The following is a 24,427-nucleotide window of genomic DNA, read 5'->3' as shown; positions in this document are numbered from 1 at the left end:
GGGACCTTTTCTACAACTTTTTTGGGTTTGGGTCAGCCAATCTTCCCCCGGGGAGAAGCTGTGATGGGAGAACTACGTCATGAGTGATGACGGTGTAAACGTAGGCCGGCGCCGTTTCCTGACCGCTGCCACCTCTGTAGTAGGTGGTGCCGGGGCGGTGGGAATTGCCGTGCCATTTGTTAAGTCCTGGAATCCGAGTGCCAAGGCCAAGGCGGCCGGCGCCCCGGTTAAATACAATGTCAGCAAGCTCGAGCCGGGCCAGATGGTCACCGTTGAGTGGCGTGGTAAGCCGGTCTACGTGGTGCGTCGCAGCGAGGAGGCCCTGCAGAACCTGGAGAAGGTTGTGCCGATGCTGCGAGACCCGGATTCTGAGGAGTCCAACCAGCCGGCATACGTCGATCCCAAGAGTCGTTCCATCAAACCGCAGCTGCTGGTGCTGGTAGGACTCTGCACGCACCTTGGCTGTGCCCCGATGTTCCGCCCCGAGGTGGGTGCCGCCGACCTGGGCGGTGCTGATTGGCTGGGTGGCTTTTTCTGCCCGTGCCACGGCTCCAAGTACGACATGGCTGGTCGCGTGTACACGGGAGTGCCGGCCCCGACCAACCTGGATGTGCCGCCTTACTCCTATGAAAATGATGATGTGATCGTAATCGGTGTGGACCAGGAGGGCAGCGCATGAACTGGCTAACGGCATTGGGTGACTGGGTAGACCAGCGGCTGCCGATTTATCGCGCCTGGGATACCCATATGGGCAAGTATTACGCGCCCAAGAACTTCAACCTCTGGTACTTCTTCGGCGTCCTGTCGATGCTGGTGCTGGCCAACCAGCTGCTGACCGGCATCTGGCTGGTGATGAGCTATAACCCGTCCGCTGACGGCGCCTTCGCTTCCGTCGAGTACATCATGCGTGACGTGGAATGGGGCTGGCTGATCCGCTACCTGCACTCCACCGGCGCATCCGCCTTCTTTGTGGTGGTCTACCTGCATATGTTCCGCGCCCTGATGTACGGCTCTTACAAGCCGCCGCGCGAGCTGGTGTGGATCTTCGGTATGTGTATCTACCTGGTCCTGATGGCCGAGGCCTTCATGGGCTACGTGCTGCCGTGGGGCCAGATGTCCTACTGGGGTGCCCAGGTGATCGTGTCCCTGTTTGGTGCCATCCCCGGGATTGGTGAGGACCTGGTACAGTGGATTCGTGGTGACTACCTGATCTCCGGTATCACCCTGACCCGCTTCTTCTCGCTGCACGTGATCGCGCTGCCGCTGGTACTGGTGCTGCTGGTAGTGCTGCACATCCTGGCGCTGCACGAAGTGGGGTCCAACAACCCCGACGGTATCGATATCAAGAAGGTGAAGGACGAGAATGGCGTGCCGAAAGACGGTGTTGCCTTCCACCCGTACTACACCGTGCACGACCTGGTGGGTATTGCGGTATTCCTGTTTATCTTCTGTGTAGTGGTGTTCTTCTTCCCGGAGATGGGCGGCTTCTTCCTGGAATTTGCCAACTTTGAGGAGGCAAACCCGCTGAAGACCCCGGCGCATATTGCCCCGGTATGGTACTTCACGCCCTTCTACGCCATCCTGCGTGCAGTAACCATCGATATCGGCCCGCTGACCGCCAAGTTCCTGGGCCTGGTGGCCATGGGCGCGGCGATTGCGATCCTGTTCGTGCTGCCCTGGCTGGACAAGAGCCCTGTGCGCTCCATCCGCTACAAGGGCGTGCTGCCGAAAGCGCTGCTGCTGGTGTTTGCCGCGGTGTTCATCATCCTGGGTTACCTGGGTGTGAAGTCGCCGACCCCGGGCCGTAACTTCCTGGCACAGGTAGCGACGCTGTTCTACTTCGCTTACTTCATCACCATGCCTATCTGGTCCAACCCGACCGAGCGCAAGAGCATGGCGTCCTGGGTGGTGAGCGGTATTTTCGGCCTGCTGTTCCTGTGGATGGCGGTCAGCAACTTCAAGGCGAGCCTGTTCGTGGGCATTTCAGCCCTGGTCCTGGCTGGCCTGTTCGCGGCGCTGCCGTGGCTGACCAGCCGCGACCACATCGGCGAGCCGCCGACCCGGGTTACCAGCCCGTCGGGTGAGAAGACGTTCGGGGTCCTGTTTATGGGTATCGTGGTGGTCTTCCTGCTGGCCTTCCTGCCGATCAAGGCAGTGGGTGCGGAGAGCACCGTGGAGCTGGACCACATCAATATCGACCTGCAGGACAAGCCGTCCCTGCAGCGCGGCGCCAAGTATTTCGTCAACTACTGCATGGGGTGCCACAGCGCCAACTTTTCCCGCTGGGGGCGGGTGGCCAGCGATCTGGAAATCCCCAATGAGCTGATGGTGCAGAACCTGGTGCTGGGCGACGACAAGATCGGCGACCTGATGAAGATCTCCATGCGGCCGGAGGATTCCAAGGTCTGGTTCGGCGCCGCGCCGCCCGACCTGACGCTGGTGGCCCGGTCCCGCTCCCCGGAATGGCTCTACACTTACCTGCGCAGTTTTTACAAGGATGACAGCCGCCCGACCGGCGTGAACAACAAGGTTTTCCCGAACGTGGGTATGCCGCACGTGTTGATGGAGCTGCAGGGCCTGCCGGAATGCGCCCCGGGTCCGAAGCGTGACCACGGCCATGTAGTGCGCGATGAGCTGGGTAACCCGATCATGGATGCCGACTGTGGCAGCCTGCAGGTGGGCGAGGTCAAGGGTTCCATGACCGACGCGGAGTTCGACCAGGCCATGTATGACCTGGTGAACTTTATGGAGTACATCGCCGAGCCGATGGCGGAAGATCGCAAGCGCGTGGGCTTCTATGTGCTGGCCTTCATCCTCGTATTCTTCGCGTTCGCCTGGTTGCTGAACCGCGAGTACTGGAAAGACATCGGGCACTGAACCGCGGTCGATCGCCAAAAGTTATCCGGCGCCAGCCAGTAGCGGGCGCCGTGTCTGGGTGGTGGAGCTGCTCCATCACCCTTTCGTTTTTCGGATCCCCGGCCGGCGCATTGCCGGCCGCCAGTTTGAGGTAGTTACAAGATGGGTGTGCCCACCAACAAGCGCTCCTCCATGACCTTCTTTTCCGATGGTCGTAGTCATTTGAGTCATCGCGTGCGTATCGTGCTCGCGGAGAAAGGGGTTTCTGTCGATATCATCGATGTGGACCCGGAAGACAAGCCGGCCGAGCTGGCGGACCTCAACCCCTACAACTCCCTGCCCACCCTGGTTGACCGGGACCTGGTGTTGTTTGAAACCAAGGTCATGATGGAGTACCTGGACGAGCGCTTCCCGCACCCGCCACTGCTGCCGGTTTATCCCGTGGCGCGCGCCCAGAGCCGCCAGATCATGTATCGTATCGAACGGGACTGGTGTCCGCTGGTGGACAAGATCCTGGCCGGGGGCAAAGAGGCGACGGCGGCCCGCAAGGAATTGCGCGACAGCCTGGTAGGTATCGCTCCGCTGTTCAACGACCTGCCGTTCTTCTTCAATGAAGAGTTCTCCCTGGTCGACTGTTGCATGGCCCCGCTGCTGTGGCGCCTGGAGCAGTTCGAAATCAGCCTGCCGAAGACCAAGCAGGCCAAGCCGTTGCTGGACTATATGGATCGCCTGTTTACCCGTGAGGCATTCCAGCAGAGCCTGACCGAATTCGAACGGGAAATGCGTTGAGGTGATCGTTGAGTAAACCGGCCATGACATCCAATCGTCCGTATGTGCTGCGGGCCTTTTACGAGTGGATCAGCGACAACCGCTGTACGCCCTACATCCTGGTGGATACCCATCTCTCCGGGGTGCTGGTGCCCCAGCAGCACGTCAACGAAGATGGCCAGATAGTACTCAATATCTCCGAGAGTGCCGTGGTCGGGCTGACCATGGATAACTACGCAATCCGCTTCAATGCGCGTTTCGGCGGTGTTCCCACTGACATCCAGGTGCCTGTGGGCGCTGTGGTGGGCATCTATGCACGGGAGAACGGGCAGGGCATGGTGTTCGAGGCTGAGGAAACCCCCGAACCGCCGGAGCCCACGCCACCCACCAGCCTGGGCAAGAAATCCGCCAAAAAACCCTCCCTGCGCGTGGTCAAGTAATTCCGCCGGCAGCCGTTCGCGGCTGTCGACCGGTTCCCCCCTCCGGGTCCACTGGCCATATCCCTGCCTGACTCCCTCACATTCCAGTCTGCGACCCAGTGCCGGATGGCGCGTGACCCAATCCCTATAATCGGCATCCCCGTTGGACTGTGAAGTGACGATGCCGTTGATATCGCAAATCCTGCATATATTCCGCCAGGGCTGGGTGCCCGCACTGGCCCTGGGCCTGGCTGCGGCGCTCTATTTCCAGCCCGTTTCCATCGACCTGGACCTTGCGCCCCGGCTGGCGATGTTGTTGCTGGCAGCCGCGCTGGCGCTGGGCGTCTATTTCAAATCCAGCCGGCTCGCCTTTGTCGCGGGCCAGTTACTGGCAGGGTTTATCCTGCTGGAGCAGCTGCCCGCCTCGTCGCGTCCATGGTTGACCGTGCACGGCCTGGCGCTGGTGTCTCTTAATACCGCGCTTATTATGGGCCTGCGTGATCGCAGCGTGCTCAGCGGCTTTGGCCTGTTGCTCACGGCAGTGCTGGCGGGCGAGGCCCTGGGGCTGGTATCCCTGTACGAGTGTTGCAGCTCTGCCCTCTCATCGGCCAGGCCACTGGCGGCACTGGTCTCCGGGCTGTCACCTGGCATGCCGGGTGGCTGGCTGGCGGGGCTCAATTGGGCTGACCTGGCTTTCCTGCTGGCTGTACCGCTGGGTGTAGCGGTGTCCATGGTGCACCGGGACCCGGTTAACCTGGGCCTCCTCTCCTGTATTCTCCTCGCCCTGTCGGTATACGTGCTGGGTGGTGGGAGCCGTACCCTGTTGATCCTGGCGGTCTGTGCCGGGCTGCTGCTGGCCCTGCTGGCGTTGCGCAGCGCATACGAGCTGGCCTTCCGGGATGAGCTGACCGGTATCCCCTCGCGCCGCGCCTACAGCCGTTACCTGCTCACCCTGGGACGCAACTACAGTATCGCCGTGGTGGATATCGATCACTTCAAGAAGCTCAATGACCGCCATGGACACCAGGTAGGGGACCAGGCGCTGCGGATGGTGGCGGGCAAGATTGCCCGGTACGGCGGTGGCAGGGCGTTCCGTTATGGCGGCGAGGAATTTGTGGTGGTGTTCCGGGGCCGTGATGGCGAGCGCGCCGAGCGCTCGCTGGAGCGGATGCGCGATAAAATTGCCGCCTATCCCTTGCGTATCCGTGGCGCCGGCCGGCCGGCCAAGAAGGCAAAAGGCAAGCGCCTGCGGGGGCGCGGCGGCAGCCAGGCGATCAAGACTTCGGTGAGCGTGGGGCTGGCGTCCGCATCCCGGGAGATGCGGGCTCCGGACCAGGTGCTGGCGGCGGCCGACAAAGCCCTGTACCGGGCCAAGCGCGGCGGTCGCAACCGGGTATGTGCCCACCGCTAGTATTCGACGCTATCGGCTCCGCGGAAAATTGGCGTGCTATTCTTCTTAAGTGTTGGTGAATCGGGTGCTGTCCCCCGATACTGCTAGCAAAAGCGAAATAGGGAGAAGAAGCGTGCGAATCCTGAGTCATACCCTCGGCATCCTCACCAACCCGGACAAGGAGTGGAAGGCAATCCGTGCCGACAAGCACTCTTTTGCCCAGGTTTTCCTCAGCCATGTGCCCTTCCTCGCCCTGATTCCCTGTATCAGCGGTTACATCGGTGTTACCCAGTTCGGTTTCCGGGTCGGGGATAACGTCGCCAAGCTCACCCCGGCGAGTGCCGCGACCCTGGCCATTCTCACCTACCTGGCCATGCTGATCGGGGTCTACCTGTTCGGCGAGTTCATCAACTGGATGGCAAAGACATATATGGTCGAGGGTAACGAGGAAACCCGGCATTACGAGGGTACGGCGCTTGCGGTTTTCGTCACCACACCCATTTTCCTGGTGGGCTTTATCGGGCTCTATCCCAACCTGTGGGTAAACGCGGGGGTGACCATGCTCGCCGCCTGCTACTCGATCTACCTGATCTACGAGGGCATTCCCATACTGATGAACCTGAGTAAAGAGCAGTCGTTTATGTACGCCACATCGGTGGTGACGGTAGGGCTGGTCCTGCTGGTGACAGTGCGGGTGGGGTCCGTGATTCTCTGGAGTATGGGCGTGGGACCGATCTACCAGAATTGACCTGCCGGAACACCGATGCGAGCGGGGTGAGCTGCAGTGCCTCTTGGCGCCGCCTCTTGAGAGTACCGCAGCTACCGGGGAATGCCGCCCAATGTTATTTGCGGGTGTTTAACGGGAATAAAAAAAGCCGGCCACAGGGCCGGCTTTTCTGTTTCAGCCTGTCGGCGTTGCCTGGCGGCCGGTGGCGCCGGCCGGCGCACCCCTGGAGAGACTCCGGTCTACCACCTGCGGGCAGATGGGGGGCATCGGGCAGTCCAGGCTGTCCGCCACCGCCCGCAGCAGCTCGATTTCCTCGGCTGCGATCAGGCCGTCGTGGGCCATGGTTGTAGCCATGGCCTTGAGCAGGGCGGGCTTGCGCAGGGGCCGCTCGCCCGCGGCGATGGCCACGGCCTTGTCCAGCCGTGCGAGGGTGATATCCCGTCGCGCCGGCAGGGGGATGCGCTCCAGTTGCAGCGCGTTCATTCCCGCCTCGAACGCCCGCTTGGCCTCCAGGTAGTCGGGGTTGCCGGCATGTGCCATGGCCGCGAGCAGGAAGCCCGCAGCGTGCCGGTGCGCGCGGGGCCCGGAAGCCAGTCGCTGCCGGTCCGGACTGTCCTCCAGGGCGTGCATCAGCAAGCGGTAGAGGGCCCACTCCCACAGGTCGACCCGATTGTCACTGCGCAGCAGCTTGATCAGGTTGCGTTTAAAAACCTGGTACTGCTGGGGCACGAGGCCCCGCAGGGCCGGCACGCAGAGGTCCAGCAGGGGCAGTCGTGAGCATTCCGGCATGGCGCTGAAATCCCCCTCCAGCCGGTCCATTTCCCGCATTACTGCGGGATGGGCGAGCTTGCGCAGCATCTGGTACTGCTCCTCGCGCCGAGCCTGGTCCCGGTGGAGCATCAGGCGGTACACCACGGCCCGCGCGGCAAATGGATCGTGGGCCGCGGCGTGCAGGGCCGGGGGCACCGCAGCCAGCAGCTGGCGGCCGTAGTCGGTGTGTTCCTCGCCGGGATTGGCAATACTGTTATCCACCGCCGCGGCCACTGATTCCAGTGGCGCCTCACCGGCAATGCCGGCCGCCAGTGGTGAGGATACCGCCGCCGGCGGGGGCGCTGCGGGAGCCGCGGGGAACTGGCCATTCCAGGCCGGGTCCAGCTGCCGGATACGTATCGGTAGCGGGGGGTGGGTGGCGAACAGGTTCGCGAAAGAGCGACGCAACCCGCTGGCGAAGTACATATGGCTGTATTCTGCAGCCTGTCGGGAAGCCAGGGTCGAGCTGTCGCTGTGGCCGCCGATTTTCTTCAGGGCCCCGGCGATGCCGGTATTGTCGCGGGTGAACTGCACTGCGGAGGCGTCGGCAAGGAACTCCCGCTGGCGGCTGACCGCAGCCTTGATCAGGTTGCCGAAAAAGGTGCCGGTATAGCCAATCACCATCAGCCCGGCGCCGATACCCAGCAGCGCCGCGCGGCCGCGGTTATCCCGCGTGGAGCCCAGGTGAGAGCCCCGCAGCAGCCAGTAGCCGAGCAGGCCGATGATCAGGATACCGTGCAGCAGGCCGACAATACGGAGGTTGAGGCGCATGTCGCCGTTGAGGATGTGGCTGAACTCGTGGGCTACCACTCCCTGCAGTTCAGCCCGGCTGAGGCGCTCGATACTGCCGCGGGTCAGTCCGATCACCGCGTCGGCGGGTTTTATCCCGGCGGCAAAGGCATTGATGGCCGGGTCCTCGATGACATATACATCCGGGACCGGAGTACCGGACGCGATGGCCATTTCCTCCACCACGTTCAGTGCCCGTTGCTCTGCCACACCGTCTGGTGAGAGATTGATCTTGCGCCCGCCCAGGGACTCCGCCACGGCCTGGCCGCCGGCGGCGAGCTGGCGCAGCTTGTACAGGCTGCCGAGGCCGATAACAGCGAGAATCGACAGGGCGATCATCGCCACGGTTTCCCAGCCCAGTTGCGGTATCGCGCTGGCGAGGCTGAAATCCTGCCCGCGGCTGTAGGCGGTGAGCGCTGCTGCCAGCAGGGTAGTGATGGCAATCAGCAGGAAAACGGCGAGGGCGAACAGGCCCACCAGCAGGGTACTGTTGCGGCGCGCGCGGTCCTGCTGCTCGAAAAAGTTCATTTAAAACTCCACGCGTGGCGCTGCCTGGAATTCTGCCGAGTCTTCAAACTCCAGCAGGCGTGCGTCGTCCCGGTGGCCGAAAAAGCCGGCAAAGAAAACCGGCGGGAAGCTCTGGCGGTAAATGTTGTAAGCCATGACCGAATCGTTGAACGCCTGGCGGGCAAAGGCGACCTTGTTTTCCGTGCTGGTCAGCTCCTCGCTCAGCTGCATCATGTTCTGGTTGGCCTTGAGGTCGGGATAGGCCTCCATGACCACGTTCAGGCGGCCCAGCGCCCCGGCCAGGGCTCCCTCGGCGTGCCCCAGGTCAGCCATCGCCTTGGGGTTGCCCGGGTCCGCAGCGGCGGACTTGAGGCCGCTGAGGGCCGTATTGCGGGCACTTATCACCGCTTCCAGGGTGTCACGTTCATGCTTCAGGTAGCCCTTGGCGGTATCCACCAGGTTGGGGATCAGGTCATAGCGGCGTTTCAGTTGCACCTCGATCTGCGCAAAGGCGTTCTGGTAGCGGTTTTTCAGTGAAACCAGTTTGTTGTAGATGCTGATTACGTAGAACAGCAGCGCGGCGATGGCCACGATCCAGAAAATTCCCGAGAATTCCATTTGTCATCCTATTGTTATCGCGGTTTTTGTGGCGCCGATACTAGCATGGCCCGGGTTGCCGGTGACTTGAGCAAGGCCGCAATCCTGCGCTCACCCGGGCGGTGACCGGGTGGGGGAGACCCGACCAGGGACGCATGGCGGCAGTGGCCCGCGGATCGGTTATAATGCCGCCGCAATAAATAGATCGCCGGCGCGTACCAGGACGCCGGCACAGAATCGGAGCAGCGTATGAGTGATGTAAATTCGGATCCAGTGGTCATTGTCGGAATGGCGCGCACGCCCATGGGCGCAATGCAGGGAGCCCTGTCTGCACTCAGTGCTCCGCAACTGGGGTCCGCGGCGATCCGCGCGGCGCTGGCGGATGCCGGGATTTCCGGGAGCGACGTCGATGAGGTGCTGATGGGCTGTGTACTGCCCGCGGGCGTGGGCCAGGCACCGGCGCGACAGGCGGCGCTGGGGGCCGGTATTCCCGAGGGCACCCCGACCAGCACCGTGAACAAGGTATGCGGCTCGGGTATGAAAACCGTGATGATGGCCCGCGATGCCCTGCTGGTGGGTGATGCCAGTGTGGTGGTGGCCGGTGGCATGGAAAGCATGAGCAATGCCCCCTACCTGCTGCCCAAGGCCCGCGGCGGCATGCGCCTGGGCCACGGCAAGGTAATGGACCACATGTTCCTCGACGGCCTGGAAAACGCCTATGACGGCCAGCTGATGGGCAACTTTGCCGAGTGCACCGCGGACAAGTATGAATTCACCCGCGAGGAACAGGACAATTTCGCCCTGGAATCCCTGGCGCGCGCCAATGCCGCGATTGAAGAGGGCGCTTTCGAGCGCGAGATTACCCCGGTCACCATTTCCTCGCGCCGTGGCGATGTGGAGGTCAGCGTGGATGAGGGGCCGGGCAGTGTCCGCCCGGACAAGATTCCGCAGCTGAAGCCGGCGTTCCGCAAGGACGGCACTGTGACTGCGGCCAATGCCAGCTCCATCTCCGATGGTGCCGCGGCACTGGTGCTGATGCGCGAGAGCGAGGCGAAGCGCCGCGGCCTGAAGCCGCTGGCGGTACTGCGCGGCCAGACCCAGTTTGCCCAGGAGCCGGAGTGGTTCACCACTGCGCCGGTGGGCGCCATGCAGGCACTGCTGGAAAAAACCGGCTGGAGTACCGGCGATGTCGACCTATTCGAGATCAATGAGGCGTTCGCGGTGGTCACCATGTCGGCCATGAAGGAACTCGGCCTGCCGCACGACAAGGTCAATGTGAATGGCGGCGCCTGTGCCCTGGGCCATCCGCTGGGCGCCAGCGGTGCGCGCATCATCGTTACCCTCCTGGGGGCGCTGGAGAAGCGCGGGCTCAACAAGGGCGTGGCCAGCCTCTGCATTGGTGGTGGCGAGGCGACCGCCATTGCCATCGAGCGGGTCTGACCTGGCCCTGCGCACCAGCCCCTGTCCCGCCCGGCCGTGGCGGGACAGCGGGGTGGGTGGCAGGCACTGAATCCAGGCATAAAAAAAACGGAGGCCCTGCCTCCGTTTTTTTATGCGGCTCCGGTCACTGCCGGTGCGGGAGACCGCCTCAGTCCACGTACTCCACAGCCTTCACGACCTTCTGGACACCGCCGATACTGCGGGTAACGTCCGCTGCCATTTCTGCCTCCGCACGGGTCAGCAGGCCCATCAGGTAGACCACGCCGTTTTCGGTGACGACGTTGATGCGGCCACTGTCCACTTCCTTGTCGGCGAGCAGGGCACTGCGCACCTTGGTGCTGAGCCACGCATCGCTGCTGCTGGCGAGCAGGGATACATTGCCGCGCACCTGGATTTCGTTGTAGACCTGGCGCACGTTTTTCACCTGCTGTGCGGTGCGCCCGGCCAGCAGGCGCATCTCCGGATCATTGACCTGGCCGGTCAGCAGCACCACGCCATTGAACACGTTGACGTTGATGTTGGCTTCCTTGAGGGCGGGGTGCGCCTTGTTGATATTGACCGTGGTGACGGTCTCGATCTTCTGGTCGTCCATGTAGGTGCCCAGCGAGCGCTTGCCCGGATCCTGCTGGATGGGGCCGTCGCTGGTGGCTTCCAGTACCGAGGCACAGCCGGCGAAAGCCGTACTGAGCACCAGCACAAGGGCCAGGTTAAGGTTGCGGTTGAAAAGCTTGATGGTCATGGTTCAGTCCTCGTAGCCACCGAACAAACTGCTGTCGATGAGATCGCACAGACAGAAAATGGTTAACAGATGTACCTGGTGCACCTCCGCTGCGACCTCGGAAGGCACGCGCAGTTCAATATCGTGATTATCCAGCAGGGCCGCACAGTCCCCGCCGTCGCCGCCGGTCAGGGCGAGAATGCCCATATCACGGTCGCGTGCGGCACGCATGGCCTGCACCAGGTTGGAGTCGCGCCCGTCGTTGCTGACGATCACCAGCAGGTCACCAGGTTGTCCCAGTGCCCGCACCGAGCGGGCAAACGACTCGGCGCGGCCATGATTGCGGGCCACGGTGCTCAGGGAGACCGCGTCACCGCTCAGGGCGATGGCCGGCAGGCCCGGCCGCTCACGTTCGAAACCGCCCACCAGCTGGGCACAGAAACTCTGTGCCAGCGCGCCGCTGACACCGTTGCCACAGATCAGCAGCTTGCGCTCTTCCAGCAGCGTATGGACGATCATATCGCTGGCCTCGGCGATCAGCGGGGCGAGTATCTCGCCACCGTTCATGGTTGCCTCGAGGCTGCGGTGAAAAAGGGTTACAACTCTCTGTTCCATCGATCCCGTCTGGGTAATCTCCTCGGGTAGCGGCCCCTGCCGTTACCGCTGACTATTCAGCTTGTCTCGCCGGCGAAAGCACCGGTAATCCATTCGACCTGCCCGTCCTCACCCTCTATCGCCACTACATCGAAGCGACAGGGACAGTCCAGTTTATGGGCCTGCAGGTAGCTCTCGGCGGCGGACATCAGCTTGCGCTGCTTGCGGCGGTCTACCGAGTCACCGGCCGAGCCGAAGCGGCTGTTGCGCCGGTAGCGAACCTCCACGAACACCAGGGTATCGCCATCCCAGGCGACGATATCGATCTCGCCCCGGCGGCTGCGGAAGTTGCGCGTGGCAACCTTCAATCCGGCCTTCTGCAGGAACTGTGCCGCGTGCGCTTCCATCCGGGAGCCGATGCTGCCCGGGGCGTCGCCGCGGCGAAAAAAGCTCACTGGGCGCCGCCAATCCCTGTGCTGCCGGCCTCGCCAAGCGGTTCGCCGGCCGTGGTCACCGGTACCGGTGAACCTTCATCCATCCGCGCCCAGATCTGCTCGCGCACAATGCGGCCGTCATCGCTCAGTTGCAGCGCGCCGGTCAGGCCGTGCACCCGCTGCTGCGGGAACTCGCGCAGCATGGGCAGGCGCGGGTAGAGGCGGAAGGCATCGGCGCCCAGGGCATACAGCCGTGCGAACGCGGGTGATGGTGCGGCCTGGCTGACGATGTTCTGCTTGGTGCGGTTCTCATCCTCGAACAGCCAGGGCAGGGCAGTGAACTGGATACCATTGATATCCCGGTCGCGCTGCGGGTTGATATTGCCCTCGAAGACGTGCGACGTGGCGTACACCGGCAGGTCACTGGCGTAGTGGAACGTCAGCATCGGGTTGATCTGGCGTGCCTGGCCCGGCTGTGCCGCCAGGAACAGCATATCGGCATCGTCCCGGCGGCGCGGGGTGAACTCCAGCGGCGCGGCCAGGGTGCGGCGCAGGGCTGCCTCGCGCGCAGTGCTGTCGGAGATCAGCAGGGCATCACTGACCATCTTGGAGAAGTTGCTCTTGTCGTGGAACGTCTTGCGACCACTGACCAGCCCGCCCAGGCGTTGCCACTCCTCCTGGAAAGCCTGGGCGCCGCGCTGTCCCCAGCCGGCGTCGGAAGCCATGATCAGGGCCTGGCGGTGGCCCTGGCGATAGGCATGGCGCGCCACCTGGCGGGCCTCGTCCTCGATCGCCAGGCCGAACTGCACCAGGTCATCGGTGAGGCGGCCACTGTCACCGTAGTTGAGGGCCAGGGTGGTAACCGGCAGGGTCTCGGTGGCCAGCAGGTTGGCGACCTTGCCCTTGTCCAGCGGCCCCACAATCACCTCGGCACCGGCGTCAACGGCGGCCTGGTAGACCTCGTCGAAGGGCTGCGCGGTGCCGGTATCGTAAACCTCTACCGCGGGGGTGGGCGCTCCCGCTTCCAGCGCGGTGTAGTAGGCGGCCATAAAGCCGTCGTGGATGGCGCGGCCGGCGCTGCCCAGTTGCCCGGACAGTGGCAGCAGCAGCGCGACGCGCTGGGGCCGCTGTGCGGCCAGGCGTTCCAGCAGCTGCATGGCCCGCGGCGGGTACATGGCGGCGGTATGGCGCGGCCATTGCTGGCGCCAGCGGCTGAATTCCGTCAGCTGGCCGCTCACATCGGTCTGGGTGCTGCGGCCCAGCAGGGCCAGCTGGTACCAGCCGCGCATCATATGGTTGGCGCTCTGGCTGGCACGCTGCTGCAGCTCGCTGGAGGGCAGCTGGGTGAGCAGCTGCCAGAAGCCGTTGTTGTTCTCGGCGATCTCCTCGGGGGTACGGGCCAGGTGCGCGATCTGGCGGCGCTCCTCGATGGCGCTGTCGATATCACCCAGCAGGCCCCAGAGCTGGGCCCGCAGGTTGCGCAGGGGCAGGGAGGTATCCGGCGGCAGGCGCAGCCAGTTGCCATCCAGGCGCGGTGCGGTGGCCAGGTCCAGGGCGCGGAAAAATTCATCCTGCGCGGCCAGCACATTGCCGTATACGTGGGCGTACTGCGCGTACTGCACATCGTCCAGGTTTTTTGGCTCGACCCCATCGAGGGCCTGTTGGGCGGTCGCATTGTCGCCCAGTCCGTATAGAATGGCGGCAGCCTTGACCGTCTGCTGGTCGCGCTGCGGCGCGTCCATGTCCCTGGCACTTTGCAGCATTTCCATCGCCGTGCCACGACTGGCTTCGGCGGTCACCGGCCCGCTGGCCAGCCCGGTATCGGGTTTCGGGGTCGGGGTCTGGCAGGCAGCCAGGGCCAGGGCCAGCACACTGGCGGCAAGCCTGGTAACAACAGGGGGCGTGCGCCGGTTGAGGGCGGACATACATTTCTCCCACAAATCTTGAATCATGGAGTGTGCTATGGGGCCGGATCAGGCGCTTTACGTGGTCGCTACACCCATCGGTAATCTGGCCGATATGGTACCGCGAGCGATTGAAGTTCTACAATGCGCCGATCTGGTGGCGGCAGAGGACACGCGTCACAGTCAGAGACTTTTTTCCCACTTCGATATCGATACGCCCCTGGTGGCCTATCACGACCACTCGGACGACCAGCGCACTGCCCGTATCCTCGAGCGCCTGGAGGCGGGCGAGACGGTAGCGCTCATTTCAGATGCGGGCACGCCGCTGATTTCCGACCCGGGCTACCGGTTGGTGCGCGAGGCGCGTTCCCGGGGTATCCGCGTGGTACCGGTACCCGGGGCCTGCGCCTTTGTCGCCGCCCTGAGCGCCGCCGGCCTACCCAGCGACCGCTTCACGTTCGAGGGCTTCCTGCCGGCCAAGTCCGGTGCCCGCGCGCGGGCGCTGGAGCAGCTGGCCGGGGAGGAGCGCACCATGGTGTTCTACGAGGCCCCGCACCGGGTGGCCGATACCCTCGACGCCATGGCGGAGGCCTTTGGCGATGAGCGCGAGGCGGTGATTGCCCGTGAGCTGACCAAGGCTTTCGAGACCTTCCACCTGGCGCCGCTGGCGGAGCTGGCGGCGTGGGTACGGGCGGACAGCAACCAGCAGCGGGGTGAGATCGTGTTGATGGTCCGCGGGGCTGAGAAGCGCAAAGCCGACGAACTGGACAGCGAGGCGGAGCGTGTCATGGGCCTGTTGCTGGGGGAGCTGCCGCCCAAACGCGCCGCGGCAGTGGCCGCGGAGATCACCGGGGTCAACAAGAAGGTGCTGTACAACTGGAGCCTGTCCCGCAAATAACCCGGGCCCGCCGAACACATCGGCGAGCCCGGTGCAGGGAGTTACGAGCGATGGCCGGCTCAGCCCTCGCGCTTCGGTTTCGGCTCCAGCGAGGTCCACAGGTGCGCGAACATCAGCGCTACCCGGTGGGCCAGCTGTTCATTGGTGGCGCTGCCCTTGTGCCCACCCTCCAGGTTCTCGAAGTACTCCACGTCCTGGCCCATGGCCTTCATCCGCGCCGCCATCTTGCGGGCGTGGCCCGGGTGTACGCGGTCATCGCGGGTGGAGGTGAAGAAGAACACGGAGGGATACTCGGTGCCGGGCTCCAGGTTCTGGTAGGGCGAGTACTCCTTGATGAAGTCCCAGTCGTCGGTGTCCGGGTTGCCGTACTCCCCCATCCAGGAGGCGCCCGCCAGCAGCTTGTGGTAGCGCTTCATATCCAGCAGCGGTACGCCGCAGATCACGGCATTGAAGAGGTCCGGCCGGCGCGTCATGCTGGCGCCCACCAACAGCCCGCCATTGCTGCGGCCCTCGATGCTGAGGCGCTGGGGCCGGGTGATGCGGCGCTCGATCAGGTCCTCGGCAACCGCGGCGAAATCCTCGAAGGACTTCGTCCGGTTTTCACGCAATGCGGCCGCATGCCAGGCCGGGCCATACTCACCGCCGCCACGGATGTTCGCCAGTACATAGACCCCGCCGCGCTCCAGCCACAGCCTGCCGTAGGCGCCGTTCAGCGGCTCGTAGGAGCCGGAATAGGACGGCAGCAGGGCATTGCGGAAGCCGCCGTAGGAGAAGATGTGGGTGGGGTTATCGGCATCCAGCTCGATATCTTTCGGCATCACCACGAAATAGGGCACGCGAGTGCCGTCGCGGGATTCGGCGAAATACTGCTCGATCTTGAACTTGCTGCCGTCAAAGGTCGGTGACTGCACCAGGATGCGGTCCAGTTCGTCGGCTGCCGGGTGGTAACGATAGAGCGTGGGCGGGGTGACAAAATTCTGCCAGCTCAGGTAGGCGTTGCCGCTTTCCTCGTCGTAGGCGGCGATGGACAGCTGGCCGTTGTCGGGCACTTCAATGGGGGTGCGGGTAAAGCCCTTGTCATCCTGCCGGTAGAAATATGCCCGTCCTTTCACGTCGTCCAGCATGGTCACCAGCACGCCGGCCGCGGATACCACGACAGAATCGATTACTTCGCTCTTACCGGGCATGACCAGCGGTGCGACTGTGGTGGCGCCATCCAGCAGGGACTCCAGGGTAACCAGGACCAGGCTGCCGAGCGGCCAGGTCCTGTCTTCGACTTTCCAGTCCCTGTTCAGCTTCACTACCAGCTGTTCACCCAGCGCGCCCTTGATCTCGGCGCTCTCCGGCAGCTGCAGTGGAACGGCCTTGCCATCGCGGAACACAAAGCTGCGCTGGTGCCAGAAATCCAGGCCCTCGCCCAGCAGGATCAGGCTGTCTTCGCCAGTGCCGACGGAGGCCGGGCTGACCCATACGGATTCCTTCGGGACTTCAAGCACCGTGCGGGCCTTGTCGAGGCTCTTGCCGCGTTGCCACAGCTTGACGGTGCGGGCGTAGCCGGAGTTGGTGGCGCCGTGCTCGCCGCCGGCGGTGGCAATCAGCAGCTGGTCGGCGTCGACCCAGACGGCGGACTGCTTGGCCATGGGGGAGAAAAAGCCACCCTTGATGAATGCCTTCTTGCGGGCGTTGAATTCCCGCAGCTCGACGGCATCGCCGCCACCCGCGGACAGGGAGACCAGGCAGCGGGTCTGGGCGTCGTCCTCACAGGTCATGCCCTTCAGGACCCATTTCCTGCCCTCGTCGCGGGAGAGGGCATCGATGTCCAGCACGGTTTCCCATTTCTCGCTGCCCCGGTCGAATGCGTCGGCCTTGATCCGGCGATACAGGCCACGGGGGTTGTCCTTGCTGTGGTGGTTCTCGTAGAGCCACTCGCCTTTCTGGCTGATTTCCGGCAGGCGGTCTTCGGCGCTGAGTGCCGCCAGGGCATCTTTATACAGCGACTGGTACAGCTCGCCCCCGGCCAGCCGGCCCCGGGTCTCCGCGTTCTGTTGCTTGACCCATTCGATCGCGCGCTCACCCTCGACGTCCTCGAGCCAGAGATAGGGGTCCTCGGCAGCCCGGCCCGGGCTGGAGAGGAGCACCAGCGCCGACAGGGCGAGTCCTTGAACTTTTATTCTCATAATTGATTAACCTGTAGAACTGCATGATCGCGCGCCCGGTGCCGCGATAAACCAGTCGCTTAGGATATTGAAAGCCACTCTGTTGTGTAAAGTTTGATCGCTCTCTGGTGAGGCGCACAGCCGTAAAACCGCGATGAACGCCTGTTGCCACAGTGCCAATGTCTTCGGGAACCGAACTGGGGAAGGGCAGGGCCAATGGTCACAGCGGTTGCCCGCACAGCAGCCTTGCAATGCCACCTGCGCCAGATTAATCTTCGCCGCGAGCTGGCCCGGCAATCGCTGTTCCCCTTCGGGGGGATGGAGGAAAGTCCGGGCTCCATAGGGTGGGACGCCAGGTAACGCCTGGGGGGCGCGAGCCTACGGAAAGTGCAGCAGAGAGTAGACCGCCGATGGCTCCTTCGGGAGCACAGGTAAGGGTGAAAGGGTGCGGTAAGAGCGCACCGCGCGGCTGGTAACAGTCCGTGGCATGGTAAACCCCGTCCGGAGCAAGACCAAATAGGCCCTCTACAGGTGTGACCCGCACCGAGGGCGGGTAGGTCGCTTGAGGTGTCTGGTGACAGGCATCCCAGATGAATGATTGTCCTCGACAGAACCCGGCTTACAGGCCAGCTCGACAAATTACCTTCCTCCATCCCGCGCCGTGCTGTCGGTGGCGGGATGGTTGAGTCAACAGGCTGGCGTGCCAGCCGGTGATTCCTTTTGTTTCCATCGCTTCCCCGGTTCCGTCTTTAGTGGCAGCTGCGTGCGACCGTGCGCAGGCGGCGGATTTCCTGTTCACCCCTGCTGCCCACTCTTGCCAGCCCCAACCGGAACATTCCGGCGCCGCTATTGGGCATCGCCCCCGCACAAAACGGCTAGTCTCCATAGTTCAGGGCCCATTGCGGCACCCATAACCAAACTGTGCGGGGCAGGCATGACCACCCATGTCTTTGTTATCGGCCTGGATGACTTCCACCTGGGGCAGTTGCAGACCATTCGCGATGCGGGGAACTACACCTTCCACGGGTTGTTGCCGTATGACATGGTGGTCAACCCCGAGAGTTACCCGATCGAGAAAATGATTGAGGAGGGACGGCGGGAGCTGGCCGGGGCCGGCGTTCCTGTCGATGCCATTATCGGTCACTGGGACTTTCCCACCACGGCATTGCTGGCGGTGTTCCGCCAGGAATATGGCCTGCCCGGGCCGGGGCTCGCCGCCACGCTGATCGCGGATCACAAGTACTGGAGCCGGTTGCGCCAGCAACAGGTAATCCCGGAACATATTCCCGCCTTCCAGAGCCTGGATCCGTTCGCCCCCGATGCGGAAGATCACGTCGAACTGGATTATCCATTCTGGATCAAACCGGTGATCGGCTTCTCCTCCCAGCTGGTCTACCGGGTGGCGGATTCCCGCGAGCTGCACCATGCGCTGGAAGGGCTACGGCAGGGCATCCGCCGCTTCGGCGAGCCATTTGCACACCTGATGGGACTCACGGAGATCCCGGCGGATATCCCGCGGGAAATCGACGCCCACTACTGCATACTGGAAAAGCCCATCGACGGCTGGCAGTGCACGCTGGAGGGCTATATCCAGGGCGGGGAGGTGGTGGTTTACGGTACCGTGGATTCCATCCGCGAGGGGCCGCTGCGCTCTTCTCTCACACGCTATGAATTTCCCTCGGACCTGCCGGAGCCCGTCATCGAGCGGATGGTGGATATTACCGGGCGGGTGATCCCCGTACTGGGCCTGGATGATACGCCTTTTAACGTGGAGTACTTCTGGGATCAGGACAGTGACCGCATCTGGTTACTGGAGGTAAACACCCGCATCTCCAAGTCACACTGCCCCCTGTTTACCGATGTGGTGGGCGCCTCTCACCACGAGGTCGCGGTGGACGTGGCCCTCGGTCGGAAACCGGACTTTTTCCGCCGGGAGGGGGAGCACCCCGCGGCCACCAAGTTTATGCTGCGGCGCTTCGAGGATGGCATTGTCACCCGGGTACCCACTGATGCCGAGCTGGCGGCGCTGGAGTCTGAGTTCCCCGGCTCGCGCATCCAGGTGGATGTGGAGCTGGGCGACCGGCTCTCGAAACTCCGGGGGCATGAAGTGTACAGCTACGAGGTTGCCGTGATTTTTATGGGCGGCAGCAATCACGAAGAGCTCGAGGCGCGCTATCGCGCACTGCTGGAAAAGCTGCCACTGGAGTTCAGTCCGCCGCCGGGACCGCAGGCTGCCGAAAAGGGAGCGCAACCGTGAAAATCATCGATCCCCTGCCGCGGCCCATTCGGGAAATCGAGCTCGCCTGGATACCGATCAGTGACGGTATTCACCTGGCGGCGAGGATCTGGATGCCGGAGGATGCCGAATCTGCCCCGGTACCGGCCATCCTGGAGTTTATTCCCTACCGCCGGCGGGATAACACCCGGGCCCGCGATGACATCATGCACCCGTGGTTCGCCGGCAATGGCTACGCCTGTGTGCGTGTGGATATTCGCGGTAGTGGGGATTCGGAGGGTGTGCTCGAGGACGAGTACCTGCAGCGGGAGCTGGACGACGGGGTGGAAATCATCCGCTGGATTGCGCAGCAGGACTGGTGCGACGGCAATATTGGCATGATCGGTATTTCCTGGGGCGGCTTTAACGGCCTGCAGATCGCCGCGCTCCGCCCGCCTGAATTGAAAGCCGTGGTGAGTGTCGCCTCCACCGACGATCGCTACGCCGACGACGTCCACCATATGGGCGGCTGCCTGCTGGGGGATAACCTTTCCTGGGCTTCCACCATGTTCGCCTTCAACTCCCTGCCGCCGGACCCGGAAATGGTGGGCGAGCGCTGGCGCGAGATGTGGTTCCAGCGCCTGCGTGGCAGTGGCCTGTGGCTGGAGAAATGGCTGCGCCACCAGCGCCGGGATGATTACTGGCAGCATGGCTCCGTCTGCGAGGACTGGGGTGCCATCCAGTGCCCGGTGATGGCGGTATCCGGCTGGGCAGACGGGTATACAAATGCGGTTTTCCGCCTGCTGGCCAACCTGCAGGTGCCCCGCCTGGGGCTGGTGGGGCCCTGGAGCCACAAGTATCCCCACCAGGGGGTGCCGGGCCCTGCGATCGGTTTTCTGCAGGAGTGCAAACGCTGGTGGGACCAGTGGCTGAAGGGGGAGGAGACCGGGATCATGGGCGAGCCCATGCTCCGGGCCTGGATGCAGGAGCACCAGCCTCCCACCACCTTTTACCAGGAGCGTCCCGGTCGCTGGGTGGGCGAGCCCCAATGGCCGTCGCCAAATATTGGCGAGCGGATACTGACGCTGGCCAGTCCCGGCACCCTGGAGCCGCAGGAATCGGAAGTGGGCGAGGCGGTGATGACAATCCAGTCGCCGCTGTCAGTCGGGCTGTTCGCCGGAAAATGGTGTTCCTACGCCGCCACCCCGGACCTTCCCCATGACCAGCGCGAGGAGGACGGGGGCGCGCTGGTGTTTGATTCCACCCAGCTGGACGGGCCTCTGGAGATCCTCGGGTCGCCCGTCGTGGAACTGGAACTGGCCGCCGACCGGCCGGTGGCGATGGTGGCGGTGCGCCTGTCGGATGTTGCCCCTGACGACAAGGTGACCCGGGTGACCTACGGCTTGCTGAACCTCACCCATCGCGATGGCTCAGCGGAGCCCACCCCGCTGGAGCCGGGCAAGCGCTACCGGGTCAAGGTGATCCTCAATGATATCGGGCATGTATTTCCTGACGGCAACCGCCTGCGAGTGTCGATATCCACCTCCTACTTTCCCCTGGCCTGGCCCGCACCCGTACCGGTGCGGCTGACAATCTTCACGGGTACCAGCCGCCTGGTATTGCCCGAACGCCCGCGCCGGGATACGGAGGATAGTGAGATCGTCTTCCTGCCCCCGGAAGGTGCGCGACCACTCGCCACCAGGACAGTCCAGGCCGGGCAGCACAAGTGGCGGGTGGTTCGTGACCTGGAGACCGATGTTTCCACCCTGGAGGTGATCAATGACGACGGCGTGATTTATATCGAGCCGGTGGGGGTGGAGATGCAGCGCAAGGCCCTGGAGTGGTACAGCTACCGGGGCTACGACTACTCCTCACCCCAGGGGGAGACCCTGTGGGAGTGGGGATATCGGCGGAACAATTGGGAAGTCCGGACGGTGACGCGGACCGTGCTGGAGTCGACGCCTTCGCACTTCAATATCCACGCTCAGCTGGATGCCTATGAGGGGCAGAAGCGGGTCTTCTCCGAAAACTGGGATGTGGAGATTCCCCGCGACCTGGTTTAGTGGGCCAATCTGTCACGATGAGCTCGCTGCGGATACCCGGACGTCAGTCACTCCCAGTCGAATGCAGCGTATACCGGGAAGTCGAGCTGGATATCTGTCTCGCCGTCGGCAACCCGTTGCCGGGCCTCGCGGCGCAGCCGCTGCAGGTCCCGGGGCAGCCGGGTGCGCATTTCGTAGAGTTGCTTCCAGTAGTGCTCGAACTCGCCGGCCTCTTCCCCCTCTTTATAGGCAGCGAGCATCGGGCCAACGACCTTGAAGCCGGCGTAAATACGCCCGGCTTGCCGTTGTTCGAAACTGTCGATGTCCTCAAGCAGGGCGGCCAGGTGACCCCCTGTTTCGATGGAATTATCTGGCGCCGTTGCCTGCCGCCGGAGCCTGTCCCGGGTTTCCCCGGCGCTGAAACTGGCGGCGTTGCCCCAGATATGGACGCTGTCCCGGTTCAGTAACTTGCCGGTCGCAGGATCCACCAGCAGGGCGCTGGGGGTGCCGAAGATCACCGGCAGGCCGAAGCGGCGGTTCACGTCAAAGTTGCGCTCCAGGTAGCCGACATCCACATACTGGATGACAAATTCCTGCTCCAGCTCCGGCGCGATCGACGGCTCCTGCAGGTGGGTGGCCAGGGCACGGCTGTCGTGGCACCAGTTGGCGCCCATGACGATCAGAGCGGTTTTGCCCTCCTCGTTGGCGCGGGCCAGGGCCCGGTCCACCTGTGCCATGGTGTCGGTAACTGGTTGATAAACACGCCCCGAGCTTTCGTCCGCGACTGCCTCCAGGCAGGCAAATAACAGGGCCAGTCCGAACATAAAAGATTTCATCTGTGGGGATCTCCGCATTCAGTTGACGGGCATTATTGCCCATTCACGTTCCGCGGTGCATGCCTGTTCCCATACCCGTCCTGATTCGCGAGGCGGCATCCTGTCAAATTCGCCAGTAATGTCATTACTCTCTCTTTTCTTTGTCGAATCTCCGCCCCTAATCCGGAAAGCCGGCGCTCCTTCGTCTTAAGAGGGTAAGTGTTCGCTAACCTTGTGCTGAGAGGTGGAGCAGAAATTAATCACGAGAACTTAAAGTGTTCTCTTAAGTGCAAAAAGTAAGTACTTGCTCCATCGGGCAAATGTGCCGCCAAAAACTGTGCGGTTTTTAAGCGGTATGGCTGCAGGCCGCGAAATTACTGGCATTTCGGGGGGTTTTACTTTCGATTTCCTTGACTTTAGGCAAGCCAGATTTATAGTGTCGAAGGTGGAGAAAAGTGGAAATTTGTGGGTTTTGGTGGTTTATTCGTGTTTGTGAGTGGGTATTTACACCAGATGAATGAAAAGCGCGCAAATTTTCACCAGAAATAAACGGCAATAACGGGGCATTCGCGGGTGGTTCGACCGCGCACTTGGAACCAAAGTGTATTTAGGCAGCCACGCAATCAATATGGACGCCAAGGGGCGTCTGGCGATTCCGGCGCGGGTCAGGGACACGCTGCTGGAGGATTGTGGTGGGCGCATGGTGGTGACCGCGCACACTGAGGAGCGCTGCCTGCTGGTTTACCCGGAGCCGCAGTGGCAGGAAATCCTGCCCAAAATCGAATCCCTTTCCAGTTTCAATAAAGTGGCGCGTCGCGCGCAGCGGCTGTTGATCGGTTACGCCTGCGAGCTGCAGGTGGACGGCAATGGCCGTGTGCTGATTCCGCCCACCCTGCGCGAATACGCCGGGCTGGAAAAGAAACTGATGCTGGTAGGCCAGGGCAAGAAACTGGAGCTCTGGAGTGAAGAGGGCTGGATGTCCTGGCTCGACGATAGCGAAGGAGAGGGGGAGATGCCGGAGGAAATGGCCTCGCTTTCCCTGTAAACCGATAGGAGAAGACCCGGGTGTCGCAAGAATTGCATCGCAGTGTGTTGTTACGCGAGGCCGTGGACGCCCTGGTCACCGATCCGGGCGGCTTTTACATCGACGGCACTTTCGGTCGCGGTGGGCACAGCGCCGCGATCCTGGAAAAACTGGATGAGCGCGGCCAGCTGCTGGGTATCGACAAGGACCCACAGGCAGTGGAGTTCGCGCGTGAGCGCTTTGCCGGCGATGACCGCTTTGCAATCTGGCACGGCTCGTTTGCCGATATGGCGGAGGCTGTTGCCGGGCGCGAGGGGCAGGTCACCGGCATCCTGCTGGACCTTGGTGTGTCCTCGCCGCAGCTGGACCAGGCCGAGCGGGGCTTCAGTTTTGTCCAGGATGGCCCGCTGGATATGCGTATGGATACCAGTCGGGGGCTTAGTGCTGCCGACTGGGTTAACAGTGAATCCGAAGCCGAAATGGCGCGGGTTTTTCGCGAATATGGTGAGGAAAGGTTTGCCCGCCGGATGGCTGCGGCCATTGCGCGCCGGCGTGAAGAGAAGCCGTTTGAGCGCACACTGGACCTGGCCGAGGTAGTAAAGGCGGCCAACCCGGCATGGGAGAAGGGCAAGCATCCCGCCACACGGGTGTTCCAGGCGATTCGCATCCATATCAATGGGGAGCTGGAAGACCTGAAACGGGTGCTGGATAGCGCGATGGAATTGCTGGCTCCCGGCGGTCGCCTGGTGGTGATCAGCTTCCATTCGCTCGAGGACCGGATGGTGAAGCGCTTTATCCGGGATAAGGAGCGCGGCCCGCAGTTGCCCAGAGGGCTGCCGGTAATGGACAGCGAAATCGAGAAGACGCTGCGCGCGGTGGGCAAGGCGGTCAAGGCTGAAGCGCAGGAGGTCGGTGAAAACGTGCGCTCCCGCAGTGCGGTGATGCGCGTGGCGGAGAAACTCTGATGAATAACCGGCGCATGTTGATCGTGGCTTTTCTCTGGGTGGCGACTCTGGTCTCCGCCCTTGGTGTGGTTCACACCACCCAGAGCAGCCGCGCATTGACCGCCGAACTGGTGCAGGCACAGAAGCAGCGGGATGAACTGCGCTATGAACAGGAGCGGCTGCTCCTGGAGCGGGGCGCCTGGTCGGCCTACAGCCGGATCGAACGCGAGGCGCGCGACAAACTGGGGATGCGGGCGCCGGAAGCCGGCGAGCGGATTATCGTCCCCGTTGAATAGCTTGAATACCAATGGACCGGCGCGAACGACAGCCGGCCGAAGAGCTGGGCCGCCTGGGCGGGAAACCCGGCCAGATAATAAACG

21 protein-coding genes and 1 other RNA gene are annotated in these 24,427 nt (G+C 63.1%); 14 read left to right on the top strand and 8 right to left on the bottom strand.

Going from position 1 to position 24,427, the window contains the following annotated elements; all coding sequences use genetic code 11:
• Positions 1–79: 79 nt before the first annotated feature.
• The 6 genes from petA (at position 80) to LVD10_RS09485 (ending at position 6,181) form a co-directional block, all read left to right on the top strand.
• On the top strand, positions 80–679 hold the full coding sequence (gene petA, locus LVD10_RS09510) for a ubiquinol-cytochrome c reductase iron-sulfur subunit (protein WP_232941278.1): 600 nt from the start codon (positions 80–82) through the stop codon (positions 677–679).
• Positions 676–2,877, top strand: a complete 2,202-nt coding sequence (locus LVD10_RS09505) for a ubiquinol-cytochrome c reductase (protein ID WP_232941279.1) — start codon at positions 676–678, stop codon at positions 2,875–2,877. The genes petA and LVD10_RS09505 overlap by 4 nt, the downstream gene beginning before the upstream one ends.
• Positions 2,878–3,018: 141 nt before the next feature.
• On the top strand, positions 3,019–3,645 hold the full coding sequence (locus LVD10_RS09500; RefSeq protein ID WP_232941280.1) for a glutathione S-transferase N-terminal domain-containing protein: 627 nt from the start codon (positions 3,019–3,021) through the stop codon (positions 3,643–3,645).
• Positions 3,646–3,668: 23 nt separating this feature from the next.
• Positions 3,669–4,064: a ClpXP protease specificity-enhancing factor gene (locus LVD10_RS09495; protein ID WP_232941281.1), complete on the top strand. Its 396-nt coding sequence runs from the start codon at positions 3,669–3,671 to the stop codon at positions 4,062–4,064.
• 160 nt (positions 4,065–4,224) lie between these two features.
• Entirely contained in the window at positions 4,225–5,454 is a 1,230-nt protein-coding gene (locus tag LVD10_RS09490) for a GGDEF domain-containing protein (RefSeq protein WP_237063384.1), read from the top strand.
• Positions 5,455–5,566: 112 nt separating this feature from the next.
• On the top strand, positions 5,567–6,181 hold the full coding sequence (locus LVD10_RS09485) for a Yip1 family protein (protein WP_232941283.1): 615 nt from the start codon (positions 5,567–5,569) through the stop codon (positions 6,179–6,181).
• A gap of 153 nt (positions 6,182–6,334) precedes the next feature.
• On the opposite strand, the gene LVD10_RS09480 is transcribed toward LVD10_RS09485, so the two are convergent.
• Together LVD10_RS09480 and LVD10_RS09475 are read right to left on the bottom strand one after the other, a co-directional pair.
• Positions 6,335–8,287, bottom strand: a complete 1,953-nt coding sequence (locus LVD10_RS09480) for a M48 family metallopeptidase (protein ID WP_237063382.1) — start codon at positions 8,285–8,287, stop codon at positions 6,335–6,337.
• The gene (locus tag LVD10_RS09475) at positions 8,288–8,884 is read right to left on the bottom strand and encodes a LemA family protein (protein ID WP_232941285.1); all 597 of its coding nucleotides are present in this window, start codon (positions 8,882–8,884) and stop codon (positions 8,288–8,290) included.
• Between the two features lie 228 nt (positions 8,885–9,112).
• Between LVD10_RS09475 and LVD10_RS09470 the strand changes: the two genes are divergently transcribed.
• Entirely contained in the window at positions 9,113–10,303 is a 1,191-nt protein-coding gene (locus LVD10_RS09470) for an acetyl-CoA C-acyltransferase (protein WP_237063380.1), read from the top strand.
• Positions 10,304–10,451: 148 nt separating this feature from the next.
• Here LVD10_RS09470 and LVD10_RS09465 read toward each other — a convergent pair whose 3' ends face one another.
• Genes LVD10_RS09465 through LVD10_RS09450 form a run of 4 tightly spaced genes read right to left on the bottom strand, consistent with a single transcriptional unit; the run spans position 10,452 to position 13,974 of the window.
• Entirely contained in the window at positions 10,452–11,042 is a 591-nt protein-coding gene (locus LVD10_RS09465; protein ID WP_232941287.1) for a BON domain-containing protein, read from the bottom strand.
• A 3-nt stretch (positions 11,043–11,045) separates the two neighbouring features.
• Positions 11,046–11,636: an SIS domain-containing protein gene (locus LVD10_RS09460; RefSeq protein WP_232941288.1), complete on the bottom strand. Its 591-nt coding sequence runs from the start codon at positions 11,634–11,636 to the stop codon at positions 11,046–11,048.
• 56 nt (positions 11,637–11,692) lie between these two features.
• Positions 11,693–12,070, bottom strand: coding sequence for a YraN family protein (locus LVD10_RS09455; RefSeq protein WP_232941289.1), 378 nt, complete (start codon positions 12,068–12,070; stop codon positions 11,693–11,695).
• Positions 12,067–13,974 carry a penicillin-binding protein activator gene (locus LVD10_RS09450; RefSeq protein ID WP_232941290.1) on the bottom strand — a complete coding sequence of 636 codons (1,908 nt, stop codon included), beginning with the start codon at positions 13,972–13,974 and terminating at the stop codon, positions 12,067–12,069. The genes LVD10_RS09455 and LVD10_RS09450 overlap by 4 nt, the downstream gene beginning before the upstream one ends.
• 37 nt (positions 13,975–14,011) lie before the next feature.
• Here LVD10_RS09450 and rsmI point away from each other — a divergent pair, with 37 nt between their 5' ends.
• Positions 14,012–14,851, top strand: coding sequence for a 16S rRNA (cytidine(1402)-2'-O)-methyltransferase (gene rsmI, locus LVD10_RS09445; RefSeq protein WP_232941291.1), 840 nt, complete (start codon positions 14,012–14,014; stop codon positions 14,849–14,851).
• Positions 14,852–14,910: 59 nt separating this feature from the next.
• Here the strand turns inward: rsmI and LVD10_RS09440 are convergent, their stop codons facing one another.
• The gene (locus tag LVD10_RS09440; protein WP_237063378.1) at positions 14,911–17,028 is read right to left on the bottom strand and encodes a prolyl oligopeptidase family serine peptidase; all 2,118 of its coding nucleotides are present in this window, start codon (positions 17,026–17,028) and stop codon (positions 14,911–14,913) included.
• 260 nt (positions 17,029–17,288) lie between these two features.
• Here LVD10_RS09440 and rnpB point away from each other — a divergent pair.
• The 3 genes from rnpB to LVD10_RS09425 all read left to right on the top strand — a co-directional run bounded on the left by rnpB (position 17,289) and on the right by LVD10_RS09425 (position 21,285).
• Positions 17,289–17,645: RNase P RNA component class A (gene rnpB, locus LVD10_RS09435), an RNA gene on the top strand.
• Positions 17,646–17,941: 296 nt separating this feature from the next.
• Positions 17,942–19,264: an ATP-grasp domain-containing protein gene (locus LVD10_RS09430; RefSeq protein ID WP_237063376.1), complete on the top strand. Its 1,323-nt coding sequence runs from the start codon at positions 17,942–17,944 to the stop codon at positions 19,262–19,264.
• Positions 19,261–21,285: a CocE/NonD family hydrolase gene (locus LVD10_RS09425; RefSeq protein WP_232941294.1), complete on the top strand. Its 2,025-nt coding sequence runs from the start codon at positions 19,261–19,263 to the stop codon at positions 21,283–21,285. The genes LVD10_RS09430 and LVD10_RS09425 overlap by 4 nt, the downstream gene beginning before the upstream one ends.
• Positions 21,286–21,332: 47 nt before the next feature.
• Here the strand turns inward: LVD10_RS09425 and LVD10_RS09420 are convergent, their stop codons facing one another.
• The gene (locus tag LVD10_RS09420) at positions 21,333–22,100 is read right to left on the bottom strand and encodes a thioredoxin family protein (protein ID WP_232941295.1); all 768 of its coding nucleotides are present in this window, start codon (positions 22,098–22,100) and stop codon (positions 21,333–21,335) included.
• Between the two features lie 580 nt (positions 22,101–22,680).
• Between LVD10_RS09420 and mraZ the strand changes: the two genes are divergently transcribed.
• The 3 genes from mraZ to ftsL are packed head-to-tail and all read left to right on the top strand — an operon-like array spanning position 22,681 to position 24,343.
• Complete coding sequence (gene mraZ, locus LVD10_RS09415; protein WP_232941296.1) at positions 22,681–23,124, top strand: division/cell wall cluster transcriptional repressor MraZ; 444 nt, start codon at positions 22,681–22,683, stop codon at positions 23,122–23,124.
• A gap of 20 nt (positions 23,125–23,144) precedes the next feature.
• The gene (rsmH, locus tag LVD10_RS09410) at positions 23,145–24,068 is read left to right on the top strand and encodes a 16S rRNA (cytosine(1402)-N(4))-methyltransferase RsmH (RefSeq protein WP_237063374.1); all 924 of its coding nucleotides are present in this window, start codon (positions 23,145–23,147) and stop codon (positions 24,066–24,068) included.
• Positions 24,068–24,343, top strand: a complete 276-nt coding sequence (ftsL, locus tag LVD10_RS09405; RefSeq protein WP_232941298.1) for a cell division protein FtsL — start codon at positions 24,068–24,070, stop codon at positions 24,341–24,343. The genes rsmH and ftsL overlap by 1 nt, the downstream gene beginning before the upstream one ends.
• Positions 24,344–24,427: the final 84 nt, after the last annotated feature.

The organism is Microbulbifer zhoushanensis (assembly GCF_021729055.1).
Classification (GTDB): Bacteria; Pseudomonadota; Gammaproteobacteria; order Pseudomonadales; family Cellvibrionaceae; genus Microbulbifer; species Microbulbifer zhoushanensis.
The sequence above is the reverse complement of the archived record's forward strand: the minus strand, read 5'-3'. Positions and strand labels throughout refer to the sequence as shown.

Excerpts from the sequence above, each read along its gene's own strand:
- petA (WP_232941278.1), top strand. The coding sequence starts at position 80 with ATGAGTGATGACGGTGTAAACGTAGGCCGGCGCCGTTTCCTGACCGCT.
- LVD10_RS09505 (WP_232941279.1), top strand. The coding sequence starts at position 676 with ATGAACTGGCTAACGGCATTGGGTGACTGGGTAGACCAGCGGCTGCCG.
- LVD10_RS09500 (WP_232941280.1), top strand. The coding sequence starts at position 3,019 with ATGGGTGTGCCCACCAACAAGCGCTCCTCCATGACCTTCTTTTCCGAT.
- LVD10_RS09495 (WP_232941281.1), top strand. The coding sequence starts at position 3,669 with ATGACATCCAATCGTCCGTATGTGCTGCGGGCCTTTTACGAGTGGATC.
- LVD10_RS09490 (WP_237063384.1), top strand. The coding sequence starts at position 4,225 with ATGCCGTTGATATCGCAAATCCTGCATATATTCCGCCAGGGCTGGGTG.
- LVD10_RS09480 (WP_237063382.1), bottom strand. The coding sequence starts at position 8,287 with ATGAACTTTTTCGAGCAGCAGGACCGCGCGCGCCGCAACAGTACCCTG.
- LVD10_RS09475 (WP_232941285.1), bottom strand. The coding sequence starts at position 8,884 with ATGGAATTCTCGGGAATTTTCTGGATCGTGGCCATCGCCGCGCTGCTG.
- LVD10_RS09470 (WP_237063380.1), top strand. The coding sequence starts at position 9,113 with ATGAGTGATGTAAATTCGGATCCAGTGGTCATTGTCGGAATGGCGCGC.
- LVD10_RS09465 (WP_232941287.1), bottom strand. The coding sequence starts at position 11,042 with ATGACCATCAAGCTTTTCAACCGCAACCTTAACCTGGCCCTTGTGCTG.
- LVD10_RS09460 (WP_232941288.1), bottom strand. The coding sequence starts at position 11,636 with ATGGAACAGAGAGTTGTAACCCTTTTTCACCGCAGCCTCGAGGCAACC.
- LVD10_RS09450 (WP_232941290.1), bottom strand. The coding sequence starts at position 13,974 with ATGTCCGCCCTCAACCGGCGCACGCCCCCTGTTGTTACCAGGCTTGCC.
- rsmI (WP_232941291.1), top strand. The coding sequence starts at position 14,012 with ATGGGGCCGGATCAGGCGCTTTACGTGGTCGCTACACCCATCGGTAAT.
- LVD10_RS09440 (WP_237063378.1), bottom strand. The coding sequence starts at position 17,028 with ATGAGAATAAAAGTTCAAGGACTCGCCCTGTCGGCGCTGGTGCTCCTC.
- LVD10_RS09430 (WP_237063376.1), top strand. The coding sequence starts at position 17,942 with ATGACCACCCATGTCTTTGTTATCGGCCTGGATGACTTCCACCTGGGG.
- LVD10_RS09420 (WP_232941295.1), bottom strand. The coding sequence starts at position 22,100 with ATGAAATCTTTTATGTTCGGACTGGCCCTGTTATTTGCCTGCCTGGAG.
- ftsL (WP_232941298.1), top strand. The coding sequence starts at position 24,068 with ATGAATAACCGGCGCATGTTGATCGTGGCTTTTCTCTGGGTGGCGACT.